A 24,225-nucleotide genomic window follows, 5' to 3' on the forward strand; every position below is an offset into this window, starting at 1 on the left:
TACAAACGGGAATAAGCTGTGGATAACTCTGTTGGTAACTTGTGAAGCACTCTTACGGATTTCGTACCTTGTCCATCACCGACAGCGAGCGCGAAGCGCTGAGCACCAGCCCATAACTGAGTTTGTCGTAGGTACGGAAAACCATCAGCAGACCAGCGCGCTCATCGGGAATTTTCAATGGCTGGCCGGTGATCCGGTCCCGCACTGTTTCGCCGGTTTTCATCACTGCCAGCAGATTGCCTTCGACCAGACCGTCGCGCTGCCCCTTGTTCAGCGTAACCACGTCCAACTCGCCGATCTGCGTGACCCCGCGCGGAACATCGATGATCAGACCGTTGATTTCGTGGCTCGGCGCCCTGGGCGTGAAGGTCGAGTTGATCGCCTGCTCTTCACCGCTGAACAAGCGATCGCCGAGGCGGACCTCCTGGGTCGTGCGTTGCAACTCCAGGGTGGCGACGTCACCTTCGATGGCCACGACATCGCCGCCACCGATGTCGTCGGCGTTGATCCCCAGGATTTCCTTGCTCTGCGGATCGGTGTAGACCTTGCCTTGGCGGAAGATGCCGTACGCCGGTTGCGCCGGATCGAATTGGCCACGGGCAAAGATGCGGTCACCCGCGCCGCTCAGCACCCGTTCGGAATCACCAGCGACGATGTAAGGCGCCTTGGTGAAATCCTCGGCCTTGTCGACGATGCGGTTGCTCAGCAGAAAGCTGTTGATCGATTTCAGCGCAATGCCGGGGATAACCTCGGTCACCGGGCTGCTGCGAACCTGAGGCGATAGCTTTATGGTGGGAATATCTTCCCGAAGTTGCACCTGCCCGTACGCCCAACCTGCCGAAGCCAGGAGCAGCAGGGCGAGTAGTGATTTCCTCATGCGGTGAATCCCTTTATTATGTGCATTCGCGTGAAACGCCAGAGCCGTCAGTGGCTCGCTCCCGGCTTGCTTGTCAAAACTTGCTTGTCAACAGAAGGGAGCTACGTTTTACAACGGTAGCCTGCATTTCTTCGGACCCGCCAGGCCATCGACCCGACCTTACTTCACACGTGCACTGATCAAGCTTATGGCCATTTTAAACATCCTCGAATTCCCTGATCCGCGTCTGCGCACTATCGCCAAGCCAGTGGCCGTAGTGGACGACGAAGTGCGTCAGTTGGTCGACGACATGTTTGAAACAATGTATGAAGCGCCTGGCATCGGCCTCGCCGCTACCCAGGTCAACGTGCACAAACGTATCGTCGTGATGGACCTCTCCGAAGACCGCACCGAGCCTCGAGTGTTCATCAACCCCGAGCTCGAACCGCTGACCGACGACATGGGCCAGTACCAGGAAGGCTGCCTGTCGGTGCCGGGTTTCTACGAAAACGTCGATCGCCCGCAACGGGTCAAGGTCAAGGCGCTGGACCGCGACGGCAAGCCATACGAACTGATCGCCGAAGATTTGCTCGCGGTGTGCATCCAGCACGAATGCGACCACCTCAATGGCAAATTGTTCGTCGATTACCTGTCCACGCTCAAACGCGACCGCATCAAGAAGAAACTGGAAAAGCTTCATCGCCAGAACGCCTGATGCCCATCTTCAAAGGCTTGCTGCGGCAAGCCTTTTTCTTTTCAAGAGACGTCACCCATGACTGAGCCACTGCGCATTGTCTTTGCCGGCACCCCGGAATTCGCCGCCGAACACCTCAAGGCCCTGCTGAGCAGCCCTTACGAGATCGTCGCGGTCTACACCCAACCGGATCGTCCGGCCGGTCGCGGGCAAAAACTGATGCCGAGCCCGGTCAAGCAGCTTGCTCTGGAGAACAACATCCCGGTGTTGCAGCCGCCAACCCTGCGCAACGAAGACGCGCAAGCCGAACTGGCCGCGCTGAAACCGGACTTGATGGTGGTGGTCGCCTATGGCCTGATCCTGCCGCAAGTGGTGCTGGATATTCCGCGCCTGGGTTGCATCAACAGCCACGCCTCGCTGCTGCCGCGCTGGCGCGGTGCGGCGCCGATCCAGCGTGCCGTGCAAGCAGGTGATGCCGAAAGCGGCGTGACCGTGATGCGCATGGAAGCCGGCCTCGACACCGGGCCGATGCTGCTTAAAGTCACTACGCCGATCAGCGCCGAAGACACTGGCGGCAGCCTTCACGACCGTCTGGCCGAAATGGGTCCACCGGCCGTGGTTCAGGCGATTGCCGGCCTCGCCGCGGGTACGCTGGAAGGCGAAGTGCAGGACGACAGCCTGGCCACCTACGCGCACAAATTGAACAAGGACGAAGCTCGCATCGACTGGACTCGTCCGGCGCTTGAACTGGAGCGTCTGGTGCGTGCCTTCAATCCGTGGCCGATCACCCACAGCACCTTGAATGGCGAAGCCCTGAAAGTGCTGGCCGCAAACCTGGCCGAAGGCAAAGGTGCACCCGGTGAAATCCTCAGCGCCAGCAAGGATGGCCTGATCGTCGCGTGCGGCGAGCAGGCGTTGTGCCTGACCCGTCTGCAATTGCCCGGCGGCAAGGCGCTGAACTTCAGCGACCTGTTCAACAGCCGCCGTGAGAAATTCGCCACCGGCACCGTCCTCGGTCAAGCGGCGGACGCTCAATGAATCCGCGTCTGGCCGCCGCCAAGGCACTTGCCGCTGTCCTGAACGGAAAAGCCTCGCTCAACAGTTCGCTGCCAACGCAGTTGGACAAGGTCGAGGACCGTGATCGCGGCTTCACCCAGGACCTGGCGTTCGGCACCGCACGCTGGCAGCCACGTTTGTCGGCGCTGGCGGCCAAGTTGCTGCAAAAGCCGTTCAAGGCTGCCGATGCCGATGTCGAGGCGCTGCTGTTGGTCGGCCTCTATCAGTTGCTCTACACCCGCGTCCCGGCCCATGCCGCGATTGGCGAGACGGTCGGTTGCGCTGACAAGTTGAAAAAGCCATGGGCCAAGGCCTTGCTCAATGCGGTGCTGCGTAACGCTCAGCGCGAAAGCGAAACGATTTTCGCCGAACTGGAACGCGATCCGGTGGTGCGCACGGCCCACCCGCGTTGGCTGCAGAAATCCCTGAAGGCGTTCTGGCCGGAACAATGGGAAGCCATCTGCGCCGCCAACAACGCGCATCCGCCAATGATCCTGCGGGTCAACCGTCGCCATCACAGCCGGGATGCCTACCTCGGTTTGCTGACCGACGCCGGTATCGCCGCCACACCCTGTGTCTACAGCCGTGACGGTATCGTGCTCGAAGCCGCCGCCGACGTGCGCAGCCTGCCAGGTTTCGCCGAGGGCTGGATCAGCGTGCAGGACGAAGCGGCGCAACTGGCCGCTGATCTGCTCGATCTGGCACCGGGCCAACGGGTACTGGACGCCTGCTGCGCACCCGGCGGCAAGACCTGCCATATTCTCGAAGCCGAGCCAAAACTGGCCGGGGTGGTGGCGGTAGACCTGGAAGCCAAGCGTCTGGTGCGAGTGCGGGAAAACCTCGAGCGCCTGAAACTGAGCGCCGAACTGATTGCCGCCGACGGCCGCGACACTCAGGCGTGGTGGGACGGCAAGCCGTTCCAGCGCATTCTGCTGGACGCGCCATGCTCGGCGACGGGCGTGATCCGTCGTCATCCGGACATCAAGCTGACCCGCCAGCCCGACGACATCGCCGCGCTGGCGCTGCTGCAAGGCGAGCTGCTCGATGCCATGTGGAACACCCTGGAAGTCGGCGGCATTCTGCTATACGCCACCTGCTCGACGCTGCCGACCGAGAACACCGAAGTCATCGAAGCGTTCCTCGCCCGCACGCCGGGCGCCCGTGAACTGGACCTCGCCACGACGGCCGGCATCAAGCAGCCCCATGGTCGCCAGTTGCTGGCCCAGGAAGGCGGCCACGACGGGTTCTACTACGCCAAGCTGATCAAGATCGCCGCCGCACGCGGTTAAACGGATTCAATGGAGTGACTGGATGAAAATCATCATCCTCGGTGCAGGGCAGGTCGGCGGTTCGCTGGCGGAACACCTGGCCAGTGAAGCCAACGACATCACCGTGGTCGACACCGATGGCGAACGCCTGCGCGACCTTGGCGACCGCCTGGACATCCGCACGGTGCAGGGCCGCGGTTCGTTTCCGACCGTGCTGCGCCAGGCCGGCGCCGACGACGCCGACATGCTGGTCGCCGTGACCAACAGCGACGAAACCAACATGGTCGCCTGCCAGGTCGCCCATACCCTGTTCCACACCCCGACCAAGATCGCCCGGGTTCGCGAGGCCGCGTACCTGACCCGCGAAGAGCAGTTATTCCAGAATGAAGCGATTCCGGTGGACGTGCTGATCAGCCCGGAACAAGTGGTCACCAACTACATCAAGCGTCTGATCCAGCATCCGGGCGCCTTGCAGGTGATCGACTTCGCCGAAGGCAAGGCGCAACTGGTCGCGGTTCGCGCCTATTACGGCGGGCCGCTAGTGGGCCAGCAACTGCGACAGTTGCGCGAACACATGCCGAACGTCGAAACCCGCGTGGCCGCCATTTTCCGCCGCGACCGGCCGATCCTGCCCCAGGGCGATACCGTGATCGAGGCCGACGACGAGGTGTTTTTCATCGCCGCCAAAGCGAACATTCGCGCGGTCATGAGCGAAATGCGCCGTCTCGACGAAACCTATAAACGCATTGTCATCGCCGGTGGCGGGCAGATTGGCGAGCGTCTGGCCGAGGCCATCGAAAGCCGTTATCAGGTAAAGATCATCGAGATGAACCCGGCACGCTGCCGTCACCTCTCGGACCACCTCGACAGCACCGTGGTGTTGCAAGGCAGCGCCTCGGACCGCGACCTGCTGCTGGAGGAGAACATCGCCGACGCGGACCTGTTCCTCGCCCTGACCAACGACGACGAAGCCAATATCATGTCGTCGCTGCTGGCCAAGCGCCTCGGTGCGAAGAAGGTGATGACCATCATCAACAACCCGGCCTATGTCGATCTGATCCAGGGCGGCGACATCGACATCGCCATCAGCCCTCAACTGGCGACCATTGGCACCTTGCTGGCCCACGTACGCCGTGGCGACATCGTCAGCGTGCACTCGCTGCGCCGTGGCGCGGCAGAGGCCATCGAGGCGATTGCCCATGGCGATGCGAAATCAAGCAAGGTGATCGGCAAGGCCATCGAGAACATCGGCCTGCCGCCGGGCACCACCATCGGTGCGATTATCCGCGACGAAGAAGTGATCATCGCCCACGATGACACCGTGATCGAAGCGGGCGACCATGTGATTCTGTTCCTTGTGGATAAAAAACATATTCGCGATGTGGAGAAGTTGTTCCATGTGGGGCTGAGTTTCTTCTGATCCGGATTTTTCGGTGATCAGACTGGCCTCATCGCGAGCAAGCTCGCTCCCATATTGGTTATATGTCGATCACAAAGCCCCTGTGGGAGCGAGCTTGCTCGCGATAGCGGTCGGACTGGCACCTGACCTCTAACCGACCTACCTCAAAAAGGAATCCACCGATGATCGAATCCCTGGAAAAAATGCTCGCCAAGGGTGTGGATAACTCATTGCTGCGCTTCGGCCTGGGCAAGGGTTATCTGGATCTGGGGGAGAACGCCAAGGCGGCGGAGCATTTTCAGCGCTGCGTCGAATTCGATCCGAAGTATTCGGCGGCGTGGAAACTGCTGGGCAAGGCCCATCTGGCGCTGGCGGACTTTGCGGCCGCGCGCCAAGCCTGGGAACAAGGCCTGGAAGCCGCTCGCAACCATGGCGACAAGCAGGCAGAAAAGGAAATGGCGGTGTTTCTGAAAAAGCTGGATCGCAACATTCAGAGATAGCGCAAGCCAATCCCTTCGGCATCCACCAACACCACTTCCATGCGTACCCGCGGTGCGCCTGTGGGTAAGTCTTGCACCTGCCCGTAGACCACCGCCCCCCGGGGCAACGCCGACAGTTTCGGATGCTTGACGTAAACCCCGGTGGTCGACAGGTTGCGCGTCTGGCCCAGGCATTCGCCGATGTTTTCGTGACTGATCTTGATGCGGAATGACTTGCGGTGTTCGGACATCTTCTGCGCCCTTTGATGAACGGTTGTGGATAACCCCGAATCCAGGGTTATCCACAGATCATGCCAATTGAATCAATACCAGCGCTCTTCACCCGGTGGCCGCTTCTTGAAGCGCTTCATGCTCCACATGTACTGGCTCGGGTAAGCCCCGACATAACGCTCGACCACTTTACTCATGGCCGCACAGGATTCCGCCGTATCGGTGCTGTACATGGCCTCTGGCGCGGCTTCGAGGATCACTTTGTAGCCGGAACCGTCGGGCAGGCGCAGCGCATGCAGGAACACGCCGACCGCTTTGCCGCCGGCGAGCATGTTCGGCACGAATTTGCTGGTCAGTGCCTGGGTGGCGAAGAACGGCACGAAGATCCCGGCGGATTCGGCCGGTTCCGGGTCAGCGGGAATGCCCACTGCACCACCTTTGCGCACTTCCTTGATGACGCTGAGGATGCCTTCCTTGGTGGAAGCAGCGACCTTGTTACCCAGTTGTACCCGTTGCTTTTGCAGCAATTCGTCCACCGCCTTCAATTTTGGCGGGCGGTAGAAAATGATCGGTTTGCACTGGCTGCAATAGAAGTGATTGAGCACTTCCCAATTGCCCAGATGGCTGGTGATGCCAACCACGCCTTTGCCGGAGGCGAGGGCGTCCTTCAAAATGTCGAGGCCTTCGACCTCGCGCACCAGGTCGATGGAGCGCTGGGCCGGCCAGATCCACGCGCAGGCGCTTTCGGTCAGGGACTTGCCGATGTCCTTAAGGCTCTGTCCGACTAAACGTTCGCGCTCGGCGGGGTCCATGTCCGGAAAGCACTTGGACAGGTTGATCCGTACCACGTCGCGGGAACGGTTCGGGGTTTTCCACATGACCCAGCCAATCGCCGAGCCCACGGCCTGCACGGCCCGCCACGGAAGCAGGGCAAACAGCCGCAGAGCGCCTACCAGCAAGGCGCCTTTCAACTTATCCACAGGTCACTCCTGATCTTGTGCTGTGCGCGAGGCGGCCATTCTAACCGCCGTTCGCCAACTGCGCGTAGCGGTCGCAGTCCCGAGTGTGATCCATGACCATGCCCGAGGCCTGCATCAGGGCGTAGCAAATGGTCGGCCCGACGAAGGTGAAACCGGCTTTTTTCAGGCCTTTGCTCATTTCCACGGCGGTCGGCGTCACGGCGGGGACTTCGCTGCGGTCCTTGAAATGATTGATCACAGGTGTACCACCGACGAACGACCAGAGAAACGCCACCGGGTCCTCCAGCGCCAGCCAGGCCTGGGCATTGCGCCGGGCCGCATTGAGCTTGAGGCGGTTGCGGATGATCCCCGGATCGAGCATCAATTCGTCGATTTCGGCATCGCTCATCTGCGCCACGCGCTGGACATCAAAACCAAACATCACCTGACGATAATGCTCGCGTTTGCGCAGCACGGTGATCCAGGAAAGCCCGGCCTGGAACCCTTCGAGCAAAAGCAACTCGAACAATCCCTGCGCATCGCGTAGCGGCGTGCCCCACTCCTGATCGTGATAAGCCATGTACAGCGGATCTTCGGAACACCAAAAGCAGCGTGGCATAAGGCTCCAGGGGGCGTGCGCAGCAATGAATCGGGTATACTCCCGCTCTTTAAATCGCAGCCCAAGAAACAGGTGAATTTCGTGAGCCAGCCTACGCCAGCCGTGCGTACCTTCCAAGACTTGATCCTCGCCCTCCAGCAATACTGGGCCGAGCAAGGTTGTGTGGTACTTCAGCCCTACGATATGGAAGTAGGCGCCGGCACTTTCCACACTGCTACATTCCTGCGCGCCATTGGCCCGGAAACCTGGAACGCCGCCTACGTGCAGCCAAGCCGTCGTCCGACTGACGGCCGCTATGGCGAAAACCCGAACCGTCTGCAGCACTACTACCAGTTCCAGGTGGTCCTGAAGCCGAACCCGGACAACTTCCAGGAACTGTACCTGGGCTCCCTCAAGCATGTCGGCCTGGACCCACTGGTCCACGACATCCGCTTCGTCGAAGACAACTGGGAATCGCCGACCCTCGGCGCCTGGGGTCTGGGCTGGGAAGTCTGGCTCAACGGCATGGAAGTGACCCAGTTCACTTACTTCCAGCAAGCGGGCGGCATCGAGTGCTACCCGGTGACCGGCGAGATCACCTACGGCCTCGAGCGCCTGGCCATGTACCTGCAAGGCGTGGACTCGGTCTACGACCTGGTCTGGGCTGACGGTCCGTTCGGCAAAGTGACCTACGGCGATGTGTTCCACCAGAACGAAGTGGAGCAATCGACCTACAACTTCGAACACGCCAACGTCGACAAGCTGTTCGAACTGTTCGATTTCTACGAAAGCGAAGCCAAGCGCCTGATCGAGCTCGACCAGCCGCTGCCGTTGCCGAGCTACGAAATGGTGTTGAAGGCTTCCCATACCTTCAACCTGCTGGATGCGCGCCGGGCAATCTCGGTGACCGCGCGTCAGCAATACATCCTGCGTGTGCGCACCCTGGCGCGTTCCGTTGCGCAAGCCTACCTGCTGGCTCGCGCCAAGCTGGGCTTCCCGATGGCGACCCCGGACCTGCGTGACGAAGTACTGGCCAAGCTGGAGGCTGCACAATGAGTGCTCTGGATTTTCTGGTTGAACTGGGCACTGAAGAACTGCCACCCAAAGCCCTGAACACCCTGGCCGAGGCGTTTCTTGCCGGTATCGACAAGGGCCTGCAAGCTGCCGGCCTGAACTACGAGACCAAAACCGTTTATGCCGCCCCGCGCCGCCTGGCCGTGCTGATCACTGCACTGGCCACCCAGCAGCCGGATCGCAGCATCAACCTCGATGGCCCGCCACGTCAGGCTGCATTCGATGCCGAAGGCAACCCGACCCAGGCAGCACTGGGTTTTGCCAAGAAGTGCGGCGTCGAGCTGAGCGATATCGATCAGAGCGGCCCGAAACTGCGCTACAGCCAGAGCATCGCCGGCAAGCCGACCGCGAGCCTGCTGCCGACCATCGTCGAAGATTCGCTGAACGACCTGCCGATCCCGAAACGCATGCGTTGGGGTGCGCGCAAGGAAGAGTTCGTGCGTCCGACCCAATGGCTGGTGATGCTGCTCGGTGACCAGGTCATCGACTGCACCATCCTCGCCCAGAAAGCCGGTCGCGATTCCCGTGGTCACCGCTTCCATCACCCGGAAAGCGTGCGTATCGGTTCGCCGTCCAGCTACCTGGCCGACCTGCGTGCCGCCTACGTGCTGGCCGATGCCAACGAGCGTCGCGAAATCATCAGCAAGCGCACCGAAGAGCTGGCCACCCGCCAGGAAGGCACGGCAATCGTTCCACCGGCCCTGCTCGATGAAGTGACCGCGCTGGTCGAATGGCCGGTGCCGCTGGTGTGCTCGTTCGAGGAGCGTTTCCTCGATGTGCCGCAGGAAGCCCTGATCACCACCATGCAGGACAACCAGAAGTACTTCTGCCTGCTGGATGCCGACGGCAAGTTGCTGCCACGTTTCATCACCGTGGCCAACATCGAAAGCAAAGACCCGCAGCAAATCATCGCCGGTAACGAGAAAGTGGTTCGCCCACGCCTGACCGACGCCGAGTTCTTCTTCAAGCAGGACAAGAAGCAGAAGCTCGAAGACTTCAACCTGCGCCTGCAGAACGTGGTGTTCCAGGAAAAACTCGGCAGCGTCTACGACAAGGCCGAGCGTGTTTCCAAACTGGCCGCGTTCATCGCTCAACGCATCGGCGGCAACGCCGCATGGGCCGCTCGTGCGGGCCTGCTGTCGAAGTGCGACCTGTCGACCGAAATGGTCGGTGAGTTCCCGGAGATGCAAGGTGTCGCCGGTTACTACTACGCCCTCAACGATGGCGAGCCGGAAGATGTCGCCCTGGCCCTGAACGAGCAGTACATGCCGCGCGGTGCCGGCGCCGAACTGCCGTCCACCCTGACCGGTGCGGCCGTGGCCATCGCCGACAAGCTCGATACGCTGGTCGGTATTTTCGGCATCGGCATGCTGCCGACCGGTAGCAAGGACCCGTATGCCCTGCGCCGTGCGGCACTGGGTGTGTTGCGCATCCTGATCGAGAAACAACTGGACCTGGACCTGACCGAGGCCGTGGCCTTCGCCGTGGATGCCTTCGGTACCAAGGTCAAGGCTGCCGGCCTCAACGACTCGGTGCTGGAATTCATCTTCGACCGTCTGCGTGCCCGTTACGAAGACGAAGGCGTCGATGTTGCCACCTACCTGTCGGTGCGTGCCCTGAAGCCAGGCTCGGCCCTGGACTTCGACCAGCGCGTGCAGGCGGTAGAGGCCTTCCGCAAATTGCCGGAAGCCGCTGCCCTGGCCGCGGTGAACAAGCGCGTGTCGAACCTGCTGAGCAAGGTCGAAGGTTCGGTGCCTACGGTCGTGGAAGCCAAGTACTTCGACAATGCCAACGAGTTCTCCCTGTACTCGGCGATCCAGCAGGCTGACCAGGCTGTACAGCCAATGGCCGCCTCGCGTCAGTACAGCGAATCCCTGGCACGCCTGGCTGCATTGCGCGAGCCGGTGGATGCGTTCTTCGAAGCCGTGATGGTCAACGCGGAGGACGCAAAAGTCCGCGCCAACCGTTATGCATTGCTGGCGCGTCTGCGTGGGTTGTTCCTCGGCGTCGCCGATATTTCGTTGCTGGGGTAAGACTGTTTGAAACTGCTGATTCTCGATCGGGACGGAGTGATCAATTACGACTCCGACGCTTACATCAAGTCGGTGGAGGAGTGGATTCCACTCCCCGGTTCGATCGAAGCCATCGCGCAGTTGAGCAAGGCCGGCTGGACGGTAGCCGTCGCTACCAACCAGTCGGGCATCGCTCGCGGCTACTACGACCTCGCTACCCTGGATGCCATGCACGAGCGCTTGCGCGCGCTGGTGGCGGAGCAGGGTGGTGAAGTCGGCCTGATCGTCTACTGCCCCCACGGGCCGGACGAGGGCTGCGATTGCCGCAAGCCGAAACCCGGGATGTTGAAAAACATCGCCGCACATTACAACGTATCGCTGACTGATCTATGGTTCGTCGGCGATAGCCTTGGTGACCTGGAAGCCGCTAAAGCCGTCGATTCACAGCCAGTTTTGGTTAAGACCGGAAAAGGCGAAAAAACCTTGGGCAAGACCTTACCGGCAGGCACCTTGATTTTTGACGATCTGGCGGCGATTGCCGCAGAACTTATCCACAATTAGAGTGCTTCGATTGTTCCTGACAAAGGATTGATCGGGAGTGCGCTTTATATAGGGCGGGCATTGCCCGCATTGGTAAACGTCGCCATGTCGATACTGCAGGCCATCAGAACCTTCCTCTTTTACCTGCTGCTGGGCACCAGCTCCTTGCTGTGGTGCAGCCTGAGTTTTTTTATCGCGCCGTTTCTGCCGTTCAAGGCGCGCTATCGCTTCATCAACGTGTACTGGTGCCGCTGCGCCTTGTGGCTGAGCAAGGTGTTTCTGGGTATCCGCTACGAAGTGAAGGGTGCCGAGAACGTACCTGAACGGCCTTGCGTCATTCAGTCGAACCACCAGAGCACCTGGGAGACGTTCTTTCTCTCTGCCTACTTCTCGCCGCTGAGCCAGGTGCTCAAACGCGAATTGCTCTATGTGCCGTTCTTCGGTTGGGCCATGGCCATGCTGCGACCGATCGCCATCGATCGCGACAACCCGAAAGCCGCACTCAAGCATGTGGCGCAGAAAGGCGATGAGTTGCTCAAGGACAATGTCTGGGTACTGATCTTCCCCGAAGGCACGCGCGTTCCTTACGGCACCATCGGAAAGTTCTCGCGCGGTGGCAGTGCATTGGCGGTCAACGCCGAATTGCCCGTGCTGCCGATTGCGCACAACGCCGGCAAGTTCTGGCCGAAAACCGGTTGGGCGAAGAAGCAGGGCGTCATCACCGTGATCATTGGCACACCGATGTATGCCGAAGGCACCGGACCACGAGCCATTGCTGAATTGAACGACCGGGTCCAGGCCTGGAACGAGCAGATGCAACGGGAAATGGGCTCACTGCCACCGGCTCCGCAAGCGCCGGTTTCAAGCGATCAGGTGACTGTCTGAGATTCTGTGGATAACCTGTGTACCGTTTCCTTTAAAACCGTTGTTATTTGTACGTAACTTTATGATTTTTTTACATATTTCTTAGAATGATAAATCCCATAAAAACGTGCATAAGTTTTTTTTGGACGTAAAAAAACCGGCTGATATAGCCGGTTTTTTTATGCCCGGAATAATCGCCGGCAGTCGACACGACGGAGCAACCTGGATCGTTCGCTTTCATTCCGTAAACAGCGGAAATTGCAGCCTGAATGTCGTCCCCAGGCCCACCTCGCTCTGACACTCGATTCGCCCGCCGTGCCGGTCCACAACGGCTTTGACCATCGACAATCCCAACCCCACGCCATCGATACCCTGGGCGGAAGAAAAGCGCCGGTATTGGCTGAACAGCTCGGGCAGCTCCTCAGCGGCAATCCCTTTGCCTTGATCGATGAGCTCACAAGTCAGCCAGCCGTCGCGTTGACTGACATGCAAACGGATACGCGTACCTGAAACACTGTACTTGATGGCATTTTCCAACAGATTGAACAACGCCCGGGTCAGCAGCGCCTGGTCCGCCAGAACCAAGCTTTCCTGTGCCTGCTCTTCCACTTGATGAACCAGTTCGATCTGTTTCAACTGCGCGATGGGCAGCGCCTGATCGAACACATCCAGCACCAGCATCGCAAACAGGCTCGGCTGAAACTGATAAGCCTCGGACTCGGCCCTCGCCAGTTGAACGAAGCCGTCGGTCAACTCCAGCGCCCGACGAACCTGTAGCTCGATTTGATCAAAGAGTGGTGAATCACCGCCTACTTGATGACGATGGACATCGAGCAACGCAAGGATGGCCGAGTGAGGCGCCCGCAGGTCGTGAGACAGGAACCGCAACAGCACCGCACGCTGTTGCTCCGCATCGCGCTCGACGCTCAAATCAGTCAGGTTCCATAGCCAACCGACCGGAGCCTCACCGTCCACCGGCAATAGCCCGGCGCGCTCCAGACGCAGGCTGCGCTCCTTGAAGTCGCGAAACTCCAGCAGCGGCAGCGTCGATAAGGACGAATCCGGCTTGCGGCCCATGTCCGGATAACCGAGCTGTTCAAGTCGCTCCAGCACATCTGCGCCGACCAGATCCCCACCAAACAGATCACGGGCCTTGCGATTGCCGAGCAGAATCTTCCCCTGGGGATCACTGATCAACGTCGCCACCGGCAAGTATTCCAGACCATCGGCGATGAATCGGTGGGTATCGCGGGTCAGGCTCACGGCTTGTTCCAGCGCGATGATTTGTTTCTGCAAACGGTCGTCACCGGGATACCGGGCACGACGGCGCTCCGGAAACACTTTCGGCTCGCTGTCCAGCCGCGCCAATTCCCAACCGAAATAGGTCAGCACCACACTGAGACGCCGCCAGTTCCAGATCAGATAACCAAACAGCATCCCCAACAAGGCAGGCGTCGGCGACCACCACCAGCGCTTGAATTCCGCAAGGCCGGCACTGGTCATCAACGCACACGCCATCCCCGTGAGCGTCAACCAGAGCGCCAGCCGCGGACGCCATAACAACAGCCCGAGTACACCCGTCACCAGACCAAGGGAAAACAATGCGCTCAAGCCGGGGGAGGCATCGTTCAGGTTGATTTGCACGCGATAGGACAGCAGTGTCGTCAGCGGTAACAGTACAAGACTTATCCACAACCATTCGCGCACCAATTGCCGAAATAATCGTTGTACCTGGCTTGGCTCTCGGCTTTCACCGCGGCGTTGGTCAATCATGGCCAACGGGGCAGGGCGGGGTAAATGGTTTCATGGTTCCTGCGTCTGAGGCGTCGACTCAAAGAATCATAGCGGACGCCGCGACCAACGGCGGGCGGCTTGCTTTCACTGTGTCGGATGAGCCGCTATCGTCGATAAAGAGCTGCCAAGCAACAAGGAATCACCCTGTATGCGCGTTGCGATTCTGGACGATGAGCCCGCCGAACTGCGCCGGGTCGAACAAACCCTGCAACAGATGGCCGAGGCCGGAGAGCAGCCGTGGTCACTGCACAGCTTCGAACGGGCCGAAGACCTGTTGCGCCAACTGCGGCGGGAAACCTTCGACCTGCTGATCCTCGACTGGCAACTGCCCGACCTCTCGGGTTTGTCATTACTGCAATGGACCCGCGAACACCTGGAAGCGCCACCGGCGGCCATCATGCTCACCAGCCGCGACGGCGAAAGCGATATCGTTCAGGCCCTGAATGCTGGCGCCGACGACTACGTCAGCAAACCGTTCCGCCCCAATGAACTGAAAGCCCGTGTTGGCGCGGTCCTGCGCCGCCATGGCCAGCAGCGCATGGCCGCCGAAGGGTTGAGCTTCAATGACCTGGTGTTCGACGACGCCGAACTGACCATCACTCGCGACGGCAAACCGATCGTCATGACCGAACGCGAATACCGCCTGGCGCATTGCCTGTTCAGCAACCTCGGTCGACCGCTGTCGCGGGATTACCTGTACGAACGATTCTGGCCCCACGAAGAAATGTCCTCGTCCCGGCCGCTGGACACCCACATCTACCGCCTGCGCAACAAGCTTGGCCTGACAGCGGATCGCGGTTGGCAGTTGCTGACGATTTATGGGTACGGGTATCGGTTGGAGAGTGTGGCACCGGCGAGCGAGAGTCGCAGGCAATAAAAATGGTTCACCGGGGGAACACAGATTACGAAATATCTGTGTAGGAGCTGCCGAAGGCTCGGGCCGCGTTCGGACGATCTTTTGATCTTCAGACATCTCCAGATCGCAAAAGCAAGATCAAAAGATCGCAGCCTTCGGCAGCTCCTACAGGGGGAACGCGTGCACCACCAAACAACGAGGTCGAGCGTTAGCTCGCCTCGCGGTGCGTTGAACCCAAAAAAAAAGGCCAATGCAGTTGCATTGGCCTTTTCGTTGGCATCAACCGGAATCAGAAGTCCAGGTTGGACACCGCCAGGGCGTTGCTCTCGATGAAGTCACGACGAGGTTCGACCGCATCACCCATCAGGGTGTTGAAGATCTGGTCCGCGCCAATGGCGTCTTCGATGGTCACTTTGAGCATGCGGCGCGAGCCCGGGTCCATGGTGGTTTCCCACAGCTGATCCGGGTTCATCTCGCCCAGTCCTTTGTATCGCTGGATGGTATGGCGCTTGGTGCTTTCGGCCATCAACCACTCAAGGGCTTCCTTGAACTCGGTGACCTGCTTCTTGCGCTCGCCACGCTGGATGTACGCGCCGTCGTCCAGCAAGGTGCTCAGTTGAGCGCCCAGGGAAACCACGGTCTTGTAGTCGTTGCTGCCGAAGAAGTCGCGGTTGAAGGTGACGTAGTTCGACAGGCCGTGGGAGATCAGTTCGACCTCGGGCAGCCAGACGTTACGCTCACGGTCTTCACGCAGGCTGGCCTTGTAGACCAGACCCGACTTCTCGACGGTACGCAGACGCACTTCGTACTGGGCCAGCCAATCCTGCATCGCTGTGTGATCGGACAGTTGATCCATGCTGACCGCCGGCAGGTAGATGAAGTGCTCGGTCAGTTCCTGTGGGTACAGGCGCGACAGACGCTTGAGGGTCTTCATTACCAGACGGAAGTCGTTCACCAGACGCTCAAGGGCTTCGCCGGAAATACCCGGTGCTTCCTCGTTCAGGTGCAGGCTCGCATCTTCCAGGGCCGACTGCGTCATGTACTCTTCCATGGCGTCGTCGTCTTTGATGTATTGCTCTTGCTTGCCTTTCTTCACTTTGTACAGCGGCGGCTGGGCGATGTAGATGTAGCCACGCTCGATCAGCTCCGGCAACTGACGGAAGAAGAAGGTCAGCAGCAAGGTACGGATGTGCGAACCGTCGACGTCAGCATCGGTCATGATGATGATGTTGTGATAGCGCAGCTTGTCGATGTTGTACTCTTCGCGACCGATGCCACAGCCGAGCGCGGTGATCAAGGTGCCTACTTCCTGGGAAGAGATCATCTTGTCGAAGCGAGCCTTCTCGACGTTCAGGATCTTACCCTTGAGGGGCAGAATCGCCTGGGTCCTGCGGTTACGTCCCTGCTTGGCAGAGCCGCCCGCGGAGTCACCTTCCACGAGGTACAGTTCGGACAGGGCAGGGTCCTTTTCCTGGCAGTCCGCCAGTTTGCCCGGCAAGCCGGCGATGTCCAGCGCGCCTTTGCGACGGGTCATCTCGCGGGCCTTGCGCGCCGCTTCACGGGCACGAGCGGCGTCGATCATCTTGCCGACGACCAGCTTGGCTTCGTTCGGGTTTTCCAGCAGGAAGTCCGAGAAGTACTTGCCCATTTCCTGTTCGACCGCGGTCTTCACTTCCGAAGACACCAGCTTGTCTTTGGTCTGGGAGCTGAACTTCGGATCCGGCACTTTCACCGAAATGATCGCGGTCAGGCCTTCACGGGCATCGTCACCGGTAGTGGCGACCTTGTGCTTCTTCGCCAGGCCTTCTGCTTCGATGTAGGTGTTCAGGTTCCGCGTCAGTGCGGAACGGAAACCCACCAGGTGAGTACCGCCGTCGCGCTGTGGAATATTGTTGGTGAAGCACAACAGGTTCTCGTTGAAGCTGTCGTTCCACTGCAGGGCGATTTCCACGCCGATGCCGTCTTCACGCTGGATGTTGAAGTGGAACACCTGGTTGACCGGAGTCTTGTTGGTGTTCAGGTATTCAACGAACGCACGCAGGCCGCCTTCATACTTGAACAGCTCTTCCTTGCCGCTGCGCTCGTCCTTGAGGACGATGCCGACACCGGAGTTGAGGAAGGACAGTTCACGAATCCGCTTGGCCAGGATGTCCCAGCTGAAGTGGATGTTCTTGAAGGTTTCGCTGGAAGCCTTGAAGTGGATCTGCGTACCGGTGGTTTCGGAGTCGCCAACGATTTTCATCGGCTCTTGCGGAACACCGTGGACGTAAGTCTGTTCCCAGATCTTGCCACTACGGCGAACGGTCAGGACCAGCTCTTCCGACAGGGCGTTAACGACCGACACACCCACACCGTGAAGACCGCCGGAAACCTTATAGGAGTTGTCGTCGAATTTACCGCCGGCGTGCAGCACGGTCATGATGACCTCGGCTGCCGAAACGCCTTCTTCTTTGTGTACGTCTACCGGGATGCCACGGCCGTTGTCGCGAACGGTGATGGACTCATCCGGGTGGATGATGATGCTGATGTCGTCGCAGTAGCCGGCGAGCGCTTCGTCGATCGAGTTATCGACCACCTCGAACACCATGTGGTGCAGACCGCTGCCATCGTCGGTATCACCAATGTACATACCGGGACGTTTGCGTACGGCATCCAGGCCTTTCAGCACTTTAATGCTCGTTGAGTCGTACGTATTTTCTTCGCTCAATGCCTTCACTCCCGATGGTCGTGGGTCTGGGTGATACGGCCCTGTTCCACGTGGAACAGAGCGACTGGCGTTTCCGTCTGCCAGCCTTCCCTCAATAATTCGTGATCTACACAGGTGATAAAGACCTGGCAGCGTAAGTCTTCCAACAAGCGGCAAAGCGCGCGACGGTGGTGCTCGTCCAGCTCGGACGGCAAGTCATCCACCAGATAAATACACTGACCGCGTCGAGCCTGGCTGACCAGGTGCCCTTGGGCAATCCGCAATGCGCAAACCACCAACTTCTGCTGGCCACGGGACAAGATGTCCGCGGCGTTGTGTGCGCCCAGTCTGAGACGCAAATCAGCACGTTGTGGTCCGGCCTGGGTATGCCCCATTTGCTGGTCCCGCTGCAGAGACCCGGCGAGCACAGCACTCAGTTCACGGTCCTTGTCCCAGCCGCGGTAATAGCTGAGCGTCAAGCCTTCAAGCTCAACCAGTTCGCTCAAGGTTTGTTCAAAGACTGGTTTCAAGGCTTTGATATAAGCGCGGCGGTATTCATCAATTTCAGCGCTGGCCTGGCACAGTTCCCTGTCCCAAACCGCTTGCGAAACGGCGTCAAGTGTACCATGCCGCAGCCAAGAGTTTCTCTGGCGCAGGGCCTTCTGCAAGCGCTGCCAGGTTGACATGAAGCGCGGTTCCACGTGGAACACGCCCCAGTCGAGAAACTGCCGGCGAATCTTCGGCGCACCTTCCAGCAATCGAAAGCTGTCAGGATTGATCAGTTGCAGTGGCAGGATCTCGGCCAGTTGCGCGGCGCTACGGGCGTTCTGCCCATCGATACGGATCTGGAATTCGCCTTGGCGATCCCGCGAAATGCCCAAGGCGCTGTGCCCACCCTCTGCCAGTTCAACCTGGCCAAAGACCGTGCACGCCAGTTGCTCGTACTGAATGACCGGCAACAGTCGGGTGCTGCGAAACGAACGGGCAAGCCCCAGCAGATGGATGGCTTCCAGAACACTGGTTTTGCCGCTGCCGTTGGCGCCGTAAAGGATATTGATTCGGGGGGAGGGGGAGAAGGTCACCGGGTGCAGATTGCGCACCGCGGTGACCGAGACGCGACTTAAGGACATCTAGCTTCTGCTGGGCATGATTACAGACGCATCGGCATGACAACGTAGGCCGAGTCGTCGTTATCCGATTCCTGCACCAGCGCACTGCTGTTGGAGTCGGACAGGATCAGGCGAACCTGCTCGGTGGTCATCACGCCCAGCACGTCGAGCAGGTAGCTCACGTTGAAGCCGATTTCCAGGGAGCCACCGTTGTATTCAACGCCCACTTCCTCTTCCGCTTCTTCCTGCTCCGGGTTGTTCGCCTGGATCTTCAGCTGACCGCTGGCCAGTTGCAGACGGATACCACGGTACTTCTCGTTGGAGAGGATCGCGGTACGGCTGAACGCTTCGCGCAGCGCCTGGCGATCGCCCAGTACCAGCTTGTCGCCGCCTTTTGGCAGAACGCGTTCGTAGTCCGGGAATTTGCCGTCGACCAATTTCGAGGTGAAGGTGAATTCACCGGTGGTGGCGCGGATGTGGTGCTGACCCAGAACGATGCTGACATTGCCATCCGGCTCGGTGAGCAGGCGTGCCAGTTCAAGGATACCTTTGCGCGGGACGATGACCTGGTGACGATCCGGTTGGCCGATATCAGCCTGCATCGAGCACATGGCCAAGCGGTGACCGTCGGTGGCCACGGCGCGGATCACACCCGCGGAAACTTCCAGCAGCATGCCGTTGAGGTAGTAACGCACGTCCTGCTGGGCCATGGCGAAGCTGGTGCGCTCAATCAGACGGCGCAGTTTGCTTTGCTCCAGGCTGCAGGTCAGCGAGCCCGGGCCTTCTTCCACGGTAGGGAAGTCGTTGGCCGGCAGCGTCGACAGGGTGAAGCGGCTACGGCCAGCCTTGACCACAAGCTTCTGCTCATCGACCTTGATGTCGATCAGCGCATCGTTTGGCAGGCTCTTGCAGATGTCCATCAGCTTGCGCGCAGGTACGGTGATGGAACCCGGATCCGCCGGCTCTTCGAGTTGGACACGACCGACCAGCTCGACTTCCAGGTCGGTACCGGTCAGCGACAATTGCTGGCCTTCGACAACCAGCAGCACGTTGGAGAGCACCGGCAAGGTCTGGCGGCGTTCGACGACGCCTGCGACCAGTTGCAGGGGTTTCAACAGGGCTTCGCGTTGAATGGTGAAATGCATGGTCTAGTCCCTTGCCTTAATTAGCTGCGCTGGTGTTCATCAAGTGGTCAGTGTACGCAGCAGGTTCTTGTAGTCCTCGCGGATGTCCGCGTCGGATTCCTTAAGTTCGTTGATCTTGCGGCAGGCGTGCAAAACAGTCGTATGGTCGCGGCCGCCAAACACGTCGCCGATTTCCGGCAGGCTGTGGTTAGTCAACTCTTTGGACAAGGCCATTGCAACCTGACGCGGACGTGCGACCGAGCGAGAACGACGCTTGGACAGCAAATCGGAGATCTTGATCTTGTAGTACTCGGCGACGGTGCGCTGAATGTTATCCACAGAGACCAGTTTATCCTGCAACGCCAACAAGTCCTTCAGGGATTCGCGAATCAGCTCGATGGTGATATCGCGACCCATGAAGTGCGAGTGGGCGATCACGCGTTTGAGCGCGCCTTCCAGCTCACGGACGTTGGAGCGAATACGCTGGGCAATGAAGAACGCGGCGTCATGCGGCAGCTCGACTTTGGCCTGATCGGCCTTTTTCATCAGAATCGCCACGCGGGTTTCCAGCTCCGGTGGCTCGACCGCTACGGTCAGGCCCCAGCCAAAGCGGGATTTGAGGCGTTCTTCAAGGCCTTCGATTTCTTTCGGGTAGCGGTCACTGGTGAGAATGACCTGCTGGCCACCTTCGAGGAGGGCGTTGAAGGTGTGGAAAAACTCTTCCTGGGAACGCTCTTTACGGGCGAAGAACTGAATGTCATCGATCAGCAACGCATCCACCGAACGGTAGAAACGTTTGAACTCGTTGATCGCGTTCAGTTGCAGGGCCTTGACCATGTCCGCCACGAATCGCTCGGAATGCAGGTACACCACCTTGGCATTCGGGTTCTTCTTTAATAGATGGTTACCCACAGCGTGCATCAAGTGGGTTTTACCCAGGCCGACGCCACCATAAAGGAAGAGCGGGTTGTAACCGTGCTTGGGGTTGTCAGCCACCTGCCAGGCGGCGGCGCGCGCCAACTGGTTGGATTTACCTTCAACGAAATTCTCGAAGGTAAAGGTACGGTTCAGGTAACTGGTGTGCTTGAGCGCACCTTCGACCTGCACGGTACGTTGTTCGGCGCGAACCGGGGCCTGTTGCGAACTGGCGCCGGCCATCGGGTCGAAGCTGTCGCGGGAAGGTTCTTCCTCGGTGACCTCGGCCATTTTTTGCGTGGCGCGCTTGGTCGAAGCCGCAGCAGGTGCTGGCGGCGGCGGACTGGCGGGTGTTTGAGCAGCCTGGGCCTGGGAAGCAGCGGCTGCCAGGGGAGCATTTGGCGCGGCACGCGGTGCCGAACTGCGTTTGCTGCCTATTAATAAGGAAAGCGCAGGCGCCATGCCATTGCCGTGCTCATCGAGCAATTCGAGAACACGCCCCAGGTACTTTTCGTTGACCCAGTCCAGAACAAAACGATTGGGTGCATAGACACGCAACTCGTCGCCTTCGGCTTCGACCTGTAGTGGACGGATCCAAGTGTTGAATTGTTGGGCAGGCAGCTCATCGCGCAGAAGCTCCACGCACTGCTGCCAAAGTTCCACTGACACGGATATCCCCTAAGTTGAAAGCCGGTGAGGCAAAAACAAGCGGCCATTGTAGCGACCAGACGCCGACTTATCCACACGAAGGTGGTTCATCAACCAAGAAGAATCGCCGTTTCATACGCAAAAAAGACGACCAGTGGTCTGTGCATAAGCTCTGTGGATAACCAGGGTTAAGGTCATTGCACAAGTGGGAGCGAAACTCGGTGGATAACCGGCCTGTGGATAAACCGGCATTCCACGCACAGGTTATCCGACAGCGCAGCACAGGCTGAACACGGTTTTCCACCGTAGTTGTCATTCTCTGTACAGCAGGTAAAACAAGGGCTAAAGGTACTTATCCACAGAAGGATGCGAGCCTAGCTTTTATAAGCTTTACAGAAAAGCTTTAAATACTTTCCTTTCTTATTTTTATATTTACCGGCGGTTCGTTCAGCGCAAAACGCCTGGAGATCTATTTATAAGGAAACGCTGGTTGGAAATTGACCTGAAGGCTTGCTTTCTCTAGAATCCCCGGTCTCTTAAAACGGGGGCCATTCCGGCCCGTTGTGGACGAACCAGGTAACACGACAATGAAACGTACTTTCCAACCAAGCACTATCAAACGCGCTCGTACCCACGGTTTCCGTGCTCGCATGGCTACCAAGAACGGTCGTGCCGTACTGTCGCGTCGTCGCGCCAAAGGTCGTGCGCGTCTGGCAGTTTGATAAGCCGGCACTGGAGGTGAGTCAGGACTTCAGTCGGGAAAAGCGTCTGCTTACTCCCCGGCATTTCAAGGCAGTCTTTGACTCCCCTACCGGCAAGGTTCCGGGGAAAAATCTCCTGCTCCTTGCGCGCAACAACGATCTTGATCACCCCCGTCTCGGGTTGGTTATCGGGAAAAAGAGCGTAAAGCTCTCCGTCGAGCGCAATCGCCTCAAACGTCTGATGCGCGAATCGTTTCGCCTGAACCAGGATTCACTGGTCGGTTGGGACATTGTTATCGTCGCGCGCAAAGGTTTGGGTGACGTAGAAAACCCCGAATTGATTCAGCATTTCGGCAAACTCTGGAAACGCCTGGCTCGCAGTTCGCCGGTACCAGCAGTCAAAACCGAAACTGTAGGGGTAGACAGTCCAGATGCGTAAACTGGCACTCGTTCCGATCCAGTTTTATCGCTATGCCATTAGTCCCCTGATGGCCAGTCACTGTCGTTTCTACCCCAGTTGTTCCTGCTACGCGTTAGAAGCCATCGAAAATCATGGCCTTCTTCGCGGTGGCTGGCTGACCTTTCGTCGTTTAGGTCGCTGTCATCCGTGGAATCCCGGTGGTTATGACCCGGTTCCACCTATCCCTACCTCCCGTTCTTCTTCGATGGCCGAGTAATCATGGATATCAAACGCACGATCCTGATCGTCGCCCTGGCAATCGTGTCCTACGTTATGGTTCTTAAATGGAACCAGGACTATGGCCAGGCTGCCCTGCCGACTCAGAATGTTGCCACCAATACGACTGCATCGGGCCTGCCGGATACGGCATCTGGCTCCAACGCTTCCGCCAGTGACGACATTCCACGTGCTGCTAGCGACACCAGCGCACCTGCCGAAACACCGGTGGCTGTGAGCAAGGACCTCATCCAGATCAAAACGGATGTACTGGACCTGGCTATCGACCCACAAGGTGGTGATGTTGCCCAGCTGACCCTGCCGCTGTATCCGCGTCGTCAGGATCACCCGGAAATTCCGTTCCAGCTGTTCGATAACGGCGGCGAACGTACTTATCTGGCCCAAAGCGGTCTGATCGGCACCAACGGTCCGGATGCAAATCCGGCCGGTCGTCCGGTTTATTCCTCGGAGAAGAAGGTTTATCAACTGGCTGACGGTCAGGACCAATTGGTCGTGGACCTGAAGTTCAGCAAGGACGGCGTCAACTACATCAAGCGTTTCACCCTGAAACGCGGCCAGTATGACGTAACCGTTTCCTACCTGATCGACAACCAGAGCGCCCAGCCCTGGACCGGCGCGATGTTCGCCCAGTTGAAGCGTGACGCCAGCGCCGATCCTTCGTCGACCACGGCCACCGGCACCGCGACTTACCTGGGCGCCGCCCTGTGGACAAGTTCGGAGCCGTACAAGAAAGTGTCCATGAAAGATATGGACAAGGCTCCGGTGAAAGAAACCGTCACTGGCGGTTGGGTTGCCTGGTTGCAACACTACTTCGTGACCGCGTGGATTCCGGCCAAGGGCGAAAACAACGTCGTCCAGACCCGTAAAGACAGCAAAGGCAACTACATCATCGGCTACACCGGCCCATCGATGAGTGTTGCCCCGGGCGCCAAGGCCGAGACCAGCGCTGTGCTGTACGCCGGCCCGAAAAGCCAGGCCGTGCTGAAAGAGTTGTCCCCAGGCCTGGAACTGACCGTCGACTACGGCATTCTGTGGTTCATCGCCCAACCGATCTTCTGGTTGCTGCAACACATCCACGCCATTGTGGGTAACTGGGGCTGGTCGATCATATTCCTGACCATGCTGATCAAAGGGATCTTCTTCCCGCTGTCGGCTGCCAGCTACAAATCCATGGCGCGCATGCGTGCAGTGGCACCGAAACTGGCCGCGCTGAAAGAGCAACATGGCGATGACCGGCAGAAAATGTCGCAAGCCATGATGGAGCTGTACAAGAAAGAGAAGATCAATCCGCTGGGTGGTTGCTTGCCAATCCTCGTGCAGATGCCGGTTTTCCTCTCGCTGTACTGGGTTCTGCTGGAAAGCGTTGAAATGCGCCAGGCACCGTTCATGCTGTGGATTACTGACCTGTCAATCAAGGATCCGTTCTTCATTCTGCCGATCATCATGGGTGCAACCATGTTCATCCAGCAGCAGCTGAACCCGACGCCTCCGGATCCGATGCAGGCCAAGGTGATGAAGCTGATGCCAATCATCTTCACCTTCTTCTTCCTGTGGTTCCCGGCGGGTCTGGTGCTGTACTGGGTAGTGAACAACTGCCTGTCGATCGCCCAACAGTGGTACATCACACGTAAGATCGAAGCGGCCGCCAAAGCAGCTGCCTGATTT

23 protein-coding genes are annotated in these 24,225 nt (G+C 59.0%); 14 read left to right on the forward strand and 9 right to left on the reverse strand.

Going from position 1 to position 24,225, the window contains the following annotated elements:
- Positions 1–52 precede the first annotated feature (52 nt).
- A complete protein-coding gene (locus tag KW838_RS23835; protein ID WP_218503761.1) occupies positions 53–877 on the reverse strand; it encodes a peptidoglycan-binding protein in 825 nt (274 codons plus the stop codon).
- A gap of 187 nt (positions 878–1,064) precedes the next feature.
- Between KW838_RS23835 and def the strand changes: the two genes are divergently transcribed.
- The 5 genes from def to KW838_RS23860 all read left to right on the forward strand — a co-directional run bounded on the left by def (position 1,065) and on the right by KW838_RS23860 (position 5,773).
- Positions 1,065–1,571, forward strand: a complete 507-nt coding sequence (gene def / locus KW838_RS23840) for a peptide deformylase (RefSeq protein WP_007969867.1) — start codon at positions 1,065–1,067, stop codon at positions 1,569–1,571.
- A gap of 57 nt (positions 1,572–1,628) precedes the next feature.
- Complete coding sequence (gene fmt / locus KW838_RS23845; protein WP_102700996.1) at positions 1,629–2,588, forward strand: methionyl-tRNA formyltransferase; 960 nt, start codon at positions 1,629–1,631, stop codon at positions 2,586–2,588.
- Positions 2,585–3,895, forward strand: a complete 1,311-nt coding sequence (gene rsmB, locus KW838_RS23850; RefSeq protein WP_095964423.1) for a 16S rRNA (cytosine(967)-C(5))-methyltransferase RsmB — start codon at positions 2,585–2,587, stop codon at positions 3,893–3,895. The genes fmt and rsmB overlap by 4 nt, the downstream gene beginning before the upstream one ends.
- A 22-nt stretch (positions 3,896–3,917) precedes the next feature.
- Positions 3,918–5,294, forward strand: a complete 1,377-nt coding sequence (gene trkA / locus KW838_RS23855; RefSeq protein ID WP_007969870.1) for a Trk system potassium transporter TrkA — start codon at positions 3,918–3,920, stop codon at positions 5,292–5,294.
- A gap of 161 nt (positions 5,295–5,455) precedes the next feature.
- On the forward strand, positions 5,456–5,773 hold the full coding sequence (locus tag KW838_RS23860; RefSeq protein ID WP_218503762.1) for a tetratricopeptide repeat protein: 318 nt from the start codon (positions 5,456–5,458) through the stop codon (positions 5,771–5,773).
- On the opposite strand, the gene KW838_RS23865 is transcribed toward KW838_RS23860, so the two are convergent.
- From KW838_RS23865 to KW838_RS23875, 3 genes are all read right to left on the reverse strand, one after another.
- Positions 5,764–6,003: a PilZ domain-containing protein gene (locus KW838_RS23865; RefSeq protein WP_015092855.1), complete on the reverse strand. Its 240-nt coding sequence runs from the start codon at positions 6,001–6,003 to the stop codon at positions 5,764–5,766. The genes KW838_RS23860 and KW838_RS23865 overlap by 10 nt on opposite strands.
- Positions 6,004–6,075: 72 nt before the next feature.
- A complete protein-coding gene (locus KW838_RS23870) occupies positions 6,076–6,963 on the reverse strand; it encodes a lysophospholipid acyltransferase (protein ID WP_008018389.1) in 888 nt (295 codons plus the stop codon).
- 40 nt (positions 6,964–7,003) lie between these two features.
- The gene (locus KW838_RS23875) at positions 7,004–7,561 is read right to left on the reverse strand and encodes a DNA-3-methyladenine glycosylase I (protein WP_007985082.1); all 558 of its coding nucleotides are present in this window, start codon (positions 7,559–7,561) and stop codon (positions 7,004–7,006) included.
- Between the two features lie 81 nt (positions 7,562–7,642).
- Here KW838_RS23875 and glyQ point away from each other — a divergent pair, with 81 nt between their 5' ends.
- The 4 genes from glyQ to KW838_RS23895 all read left to right on the forward strand — a co-directional run bounded on the left by glyQ (position 7,643) and on the right by KW838_RS23895 (position 12,051).
- Positions 7,643–8,596, forward strand: coding sequence for a glycine--tRNA ligase subunit alpha (gene glyQ / locus KW838_RS23880; protein WP_003187265.1), 954 nt, complete (start codon positions 7,643–7,645; stop codon positions 8,594–8,596).
- Positions 8,593–10,647 (forward strand): glycine--tRNA ligase subunit beta, encoded by a 2,055-nt coding sequence (gene glyS / locus KW838_RS23885; RefSeq protein WP_218503763.1) that lies wholly within the window; start codon positions 8,593–8,595, stop codon positions 10,645–10,647. The genes glyQ and glyS overlap by 4 nt, the downstream gene beginning before the upstream one ends.
- Before the next feature lie 6 nt (positions 10,648–10,653).
- A complete protein-coding gene (gene gmhB / locus KW838_RS23890; RefSeq protein ID WP_102700992.1) occupies positions 10,654–11,187 on the forward strand; it encodes a D-glycero-beta-D-manno-heptose 1,7-bisphosphate 7-phosphatase in 534 nt (177 codons plus the stop codon).
- Positions 11,188–11,271: 84 nt separating this feature from the next.
- Positions 11,272–12,051 (forward strand): 1-acyl-sn-glycerol-3-phosphate acyltransferase, encoded by a 780-nt coding sequence (locus tag KW838_RS23895; RefSeq protein ID WP_102700991.1) that lies wholly within the window; start codon positions 11,272–11,274, stop codon positions 12,049–12,051.
- Between the two features lie 216 nt (positions 12,052–12,267).
- On the opposite strand, the gene KW838_RS23900 is transcribed toward KW838_RS23895, so the two are convergent.
- On the reverse strand, positions 12,268–13,803 hold the full coding sequence (locus KW838_RS23900; protein WP_218503764.1) for a PAS domain-containing sensor histidine kinase: 1,536 nt from the start codon (positions 13,801–13,803) through the stop codon (positions 12,268–12,270).
- A 169-nt stretch (positions 13,804–13,972) separates the two neighbouring features.
- Between KW838_RS23900 and KW838_RS23905 the strand changes: the two genes are divergently transcribed.
- Positions 13,973–14,701 (forward strand): response regulator transcription factor, encoded by a 729-nt coding sequence (locus KW838_RS23905; RefSeq protein ID WP_102700989.1) that lies wholly within the window; start codon positions 13,973–13,975, stop codon positions 14,699–14,701.
- Between the two features lie 268 nt (positions 14,702–14,969).
- On the opposite strand, the gene gyrB is transcribed toward KW838_RS23905, so the two are convergent.
- The 4 genes from gyrB to dnaA are packed head-to-tail and all read right to left on the reverse strand — an operon-like array spanning position 14,970 to position 21,183.
- Positions 14,970–17,387 (reverse strand): DNA topoisomerase (ATP-hydrolyzing) subunit B, encoded by a 2,418-nt coding sequence (gene gyrB / locus KW838_RS23910; RefSeq protein ID WP_218503765.1) that lies wholly within the window; start codon positions 17,385–17,387, stop codon positions 14,970–14,972.
- Positions 17,388–17,392: 5 nt separating this feature from the next.
- Complete coding sequence (gene recF, locus KW838_RS23915) at positions 17,393–18,496, reverse strand: DNA replication/repair protein RecF (RefSeq protein WP_007969883.1); 1,104 nt, start codon at positions 18,494–18,496, stop codon at positions 17,393–17,395.
- 20 nt (positions 18,497–18,516) lie between these two features.
- Positions 18,517–19,620 carry a DNA polymerase III subunit beta gene (gene dnaN / locus KW838_RS23920; protein ID WP_007969885.1) on the reverse strand — a complete coding sequence of 368 codons (1,104 nt, stop codon included), beginning with the start codon at positions 19,618–19,620 and terminating at the stop codon, positions 18,517–18,519.
- Between the two features lie 39 nt (positions 19,621–19,659).
- Complete coding sequence (dnaA, locus tag KW838_RS23925) at positions 19,660–21,183, reverse strand: chromosomal replication initiator protein DnaA (RefSeq protein WP_102700987.1); 1,524 nt, start codon at positions 21,181–21,183, stop codon at positions 19,660–19,662.
- 566 nt (positions 21,184–21,749) lie between these two features.
- On the opposite strand from dnaA, the gene rpmH reads away from it, so the two are divergent.
- From rpmH to yidC, 4 genes are read left to right on the forward strand one after another with little or no spacing between them, the layout of a single operon-like run.
- Complete coding sequence (gene rpmH / locus KW838_RS23930) at positions 21,750–21,884, forward strand: 50S ribosomal protein L34 (protein WP_003213577.1); 135 nt, start codon at positions 21,750–21,752, stop codon at positions 21,882–21,884.
- Positions 21,885–21,900: 16 nt separating this feature from the next.
- The gene (gene rnpA, locus KW838_RS23935; protein WP_015097448.1) at positions 21,901–22,302 is read left to right on the forward strand and encodes a ribonuclease P protein component; all 402 of its coding nucleotides are present in this window, start codon (positions 21,901–21,903) and stop codon (positions 22,300–22,302) included.
- A complete protein-coding gene (gene yidD, locus KW838_RS23940) occupies positions 22,295–22,540 on the forward strand; it encodes a membrane protein insertion efficiency factor YidD (RefSeq protein ID WP_010207715.1) in 246 nt (81 codons plus the stop codon). Before rnpA ends, yidD begins: the two co-directional genes overlap by 8 nt.
- A gap of 2 nt (positions 22,541–22,542) precedes the next feature.
- Positions 22,543–24,222 carry a membrane protein insertase YidC gene (gene yidC / locus KW838_RS23945; protein ID WP_102700986.1) on the forward strand — a complete coding sequence of 560 codons (1,680 nt, stop codon included), beginning with the start codon at positions 22,543–22,545 and terminating at the stop codon, positions 24,220–24,222.
- The last annotated feature ends 3 nt before the right edge of the window (positions 24,223–24,225 follow it).

It is taken from the genome of Pseudomonas sp. PDM27 (assembly GCF_019219205.1).
GTDB classification, from domain to species: Bacteria; Pseudomonadota; Gammaproteobacteria; order Pseudomonadales; family Pseudomonadaceae; genus Aquipseudomonas; species Aquipseudomonas laurylsulfatiphila.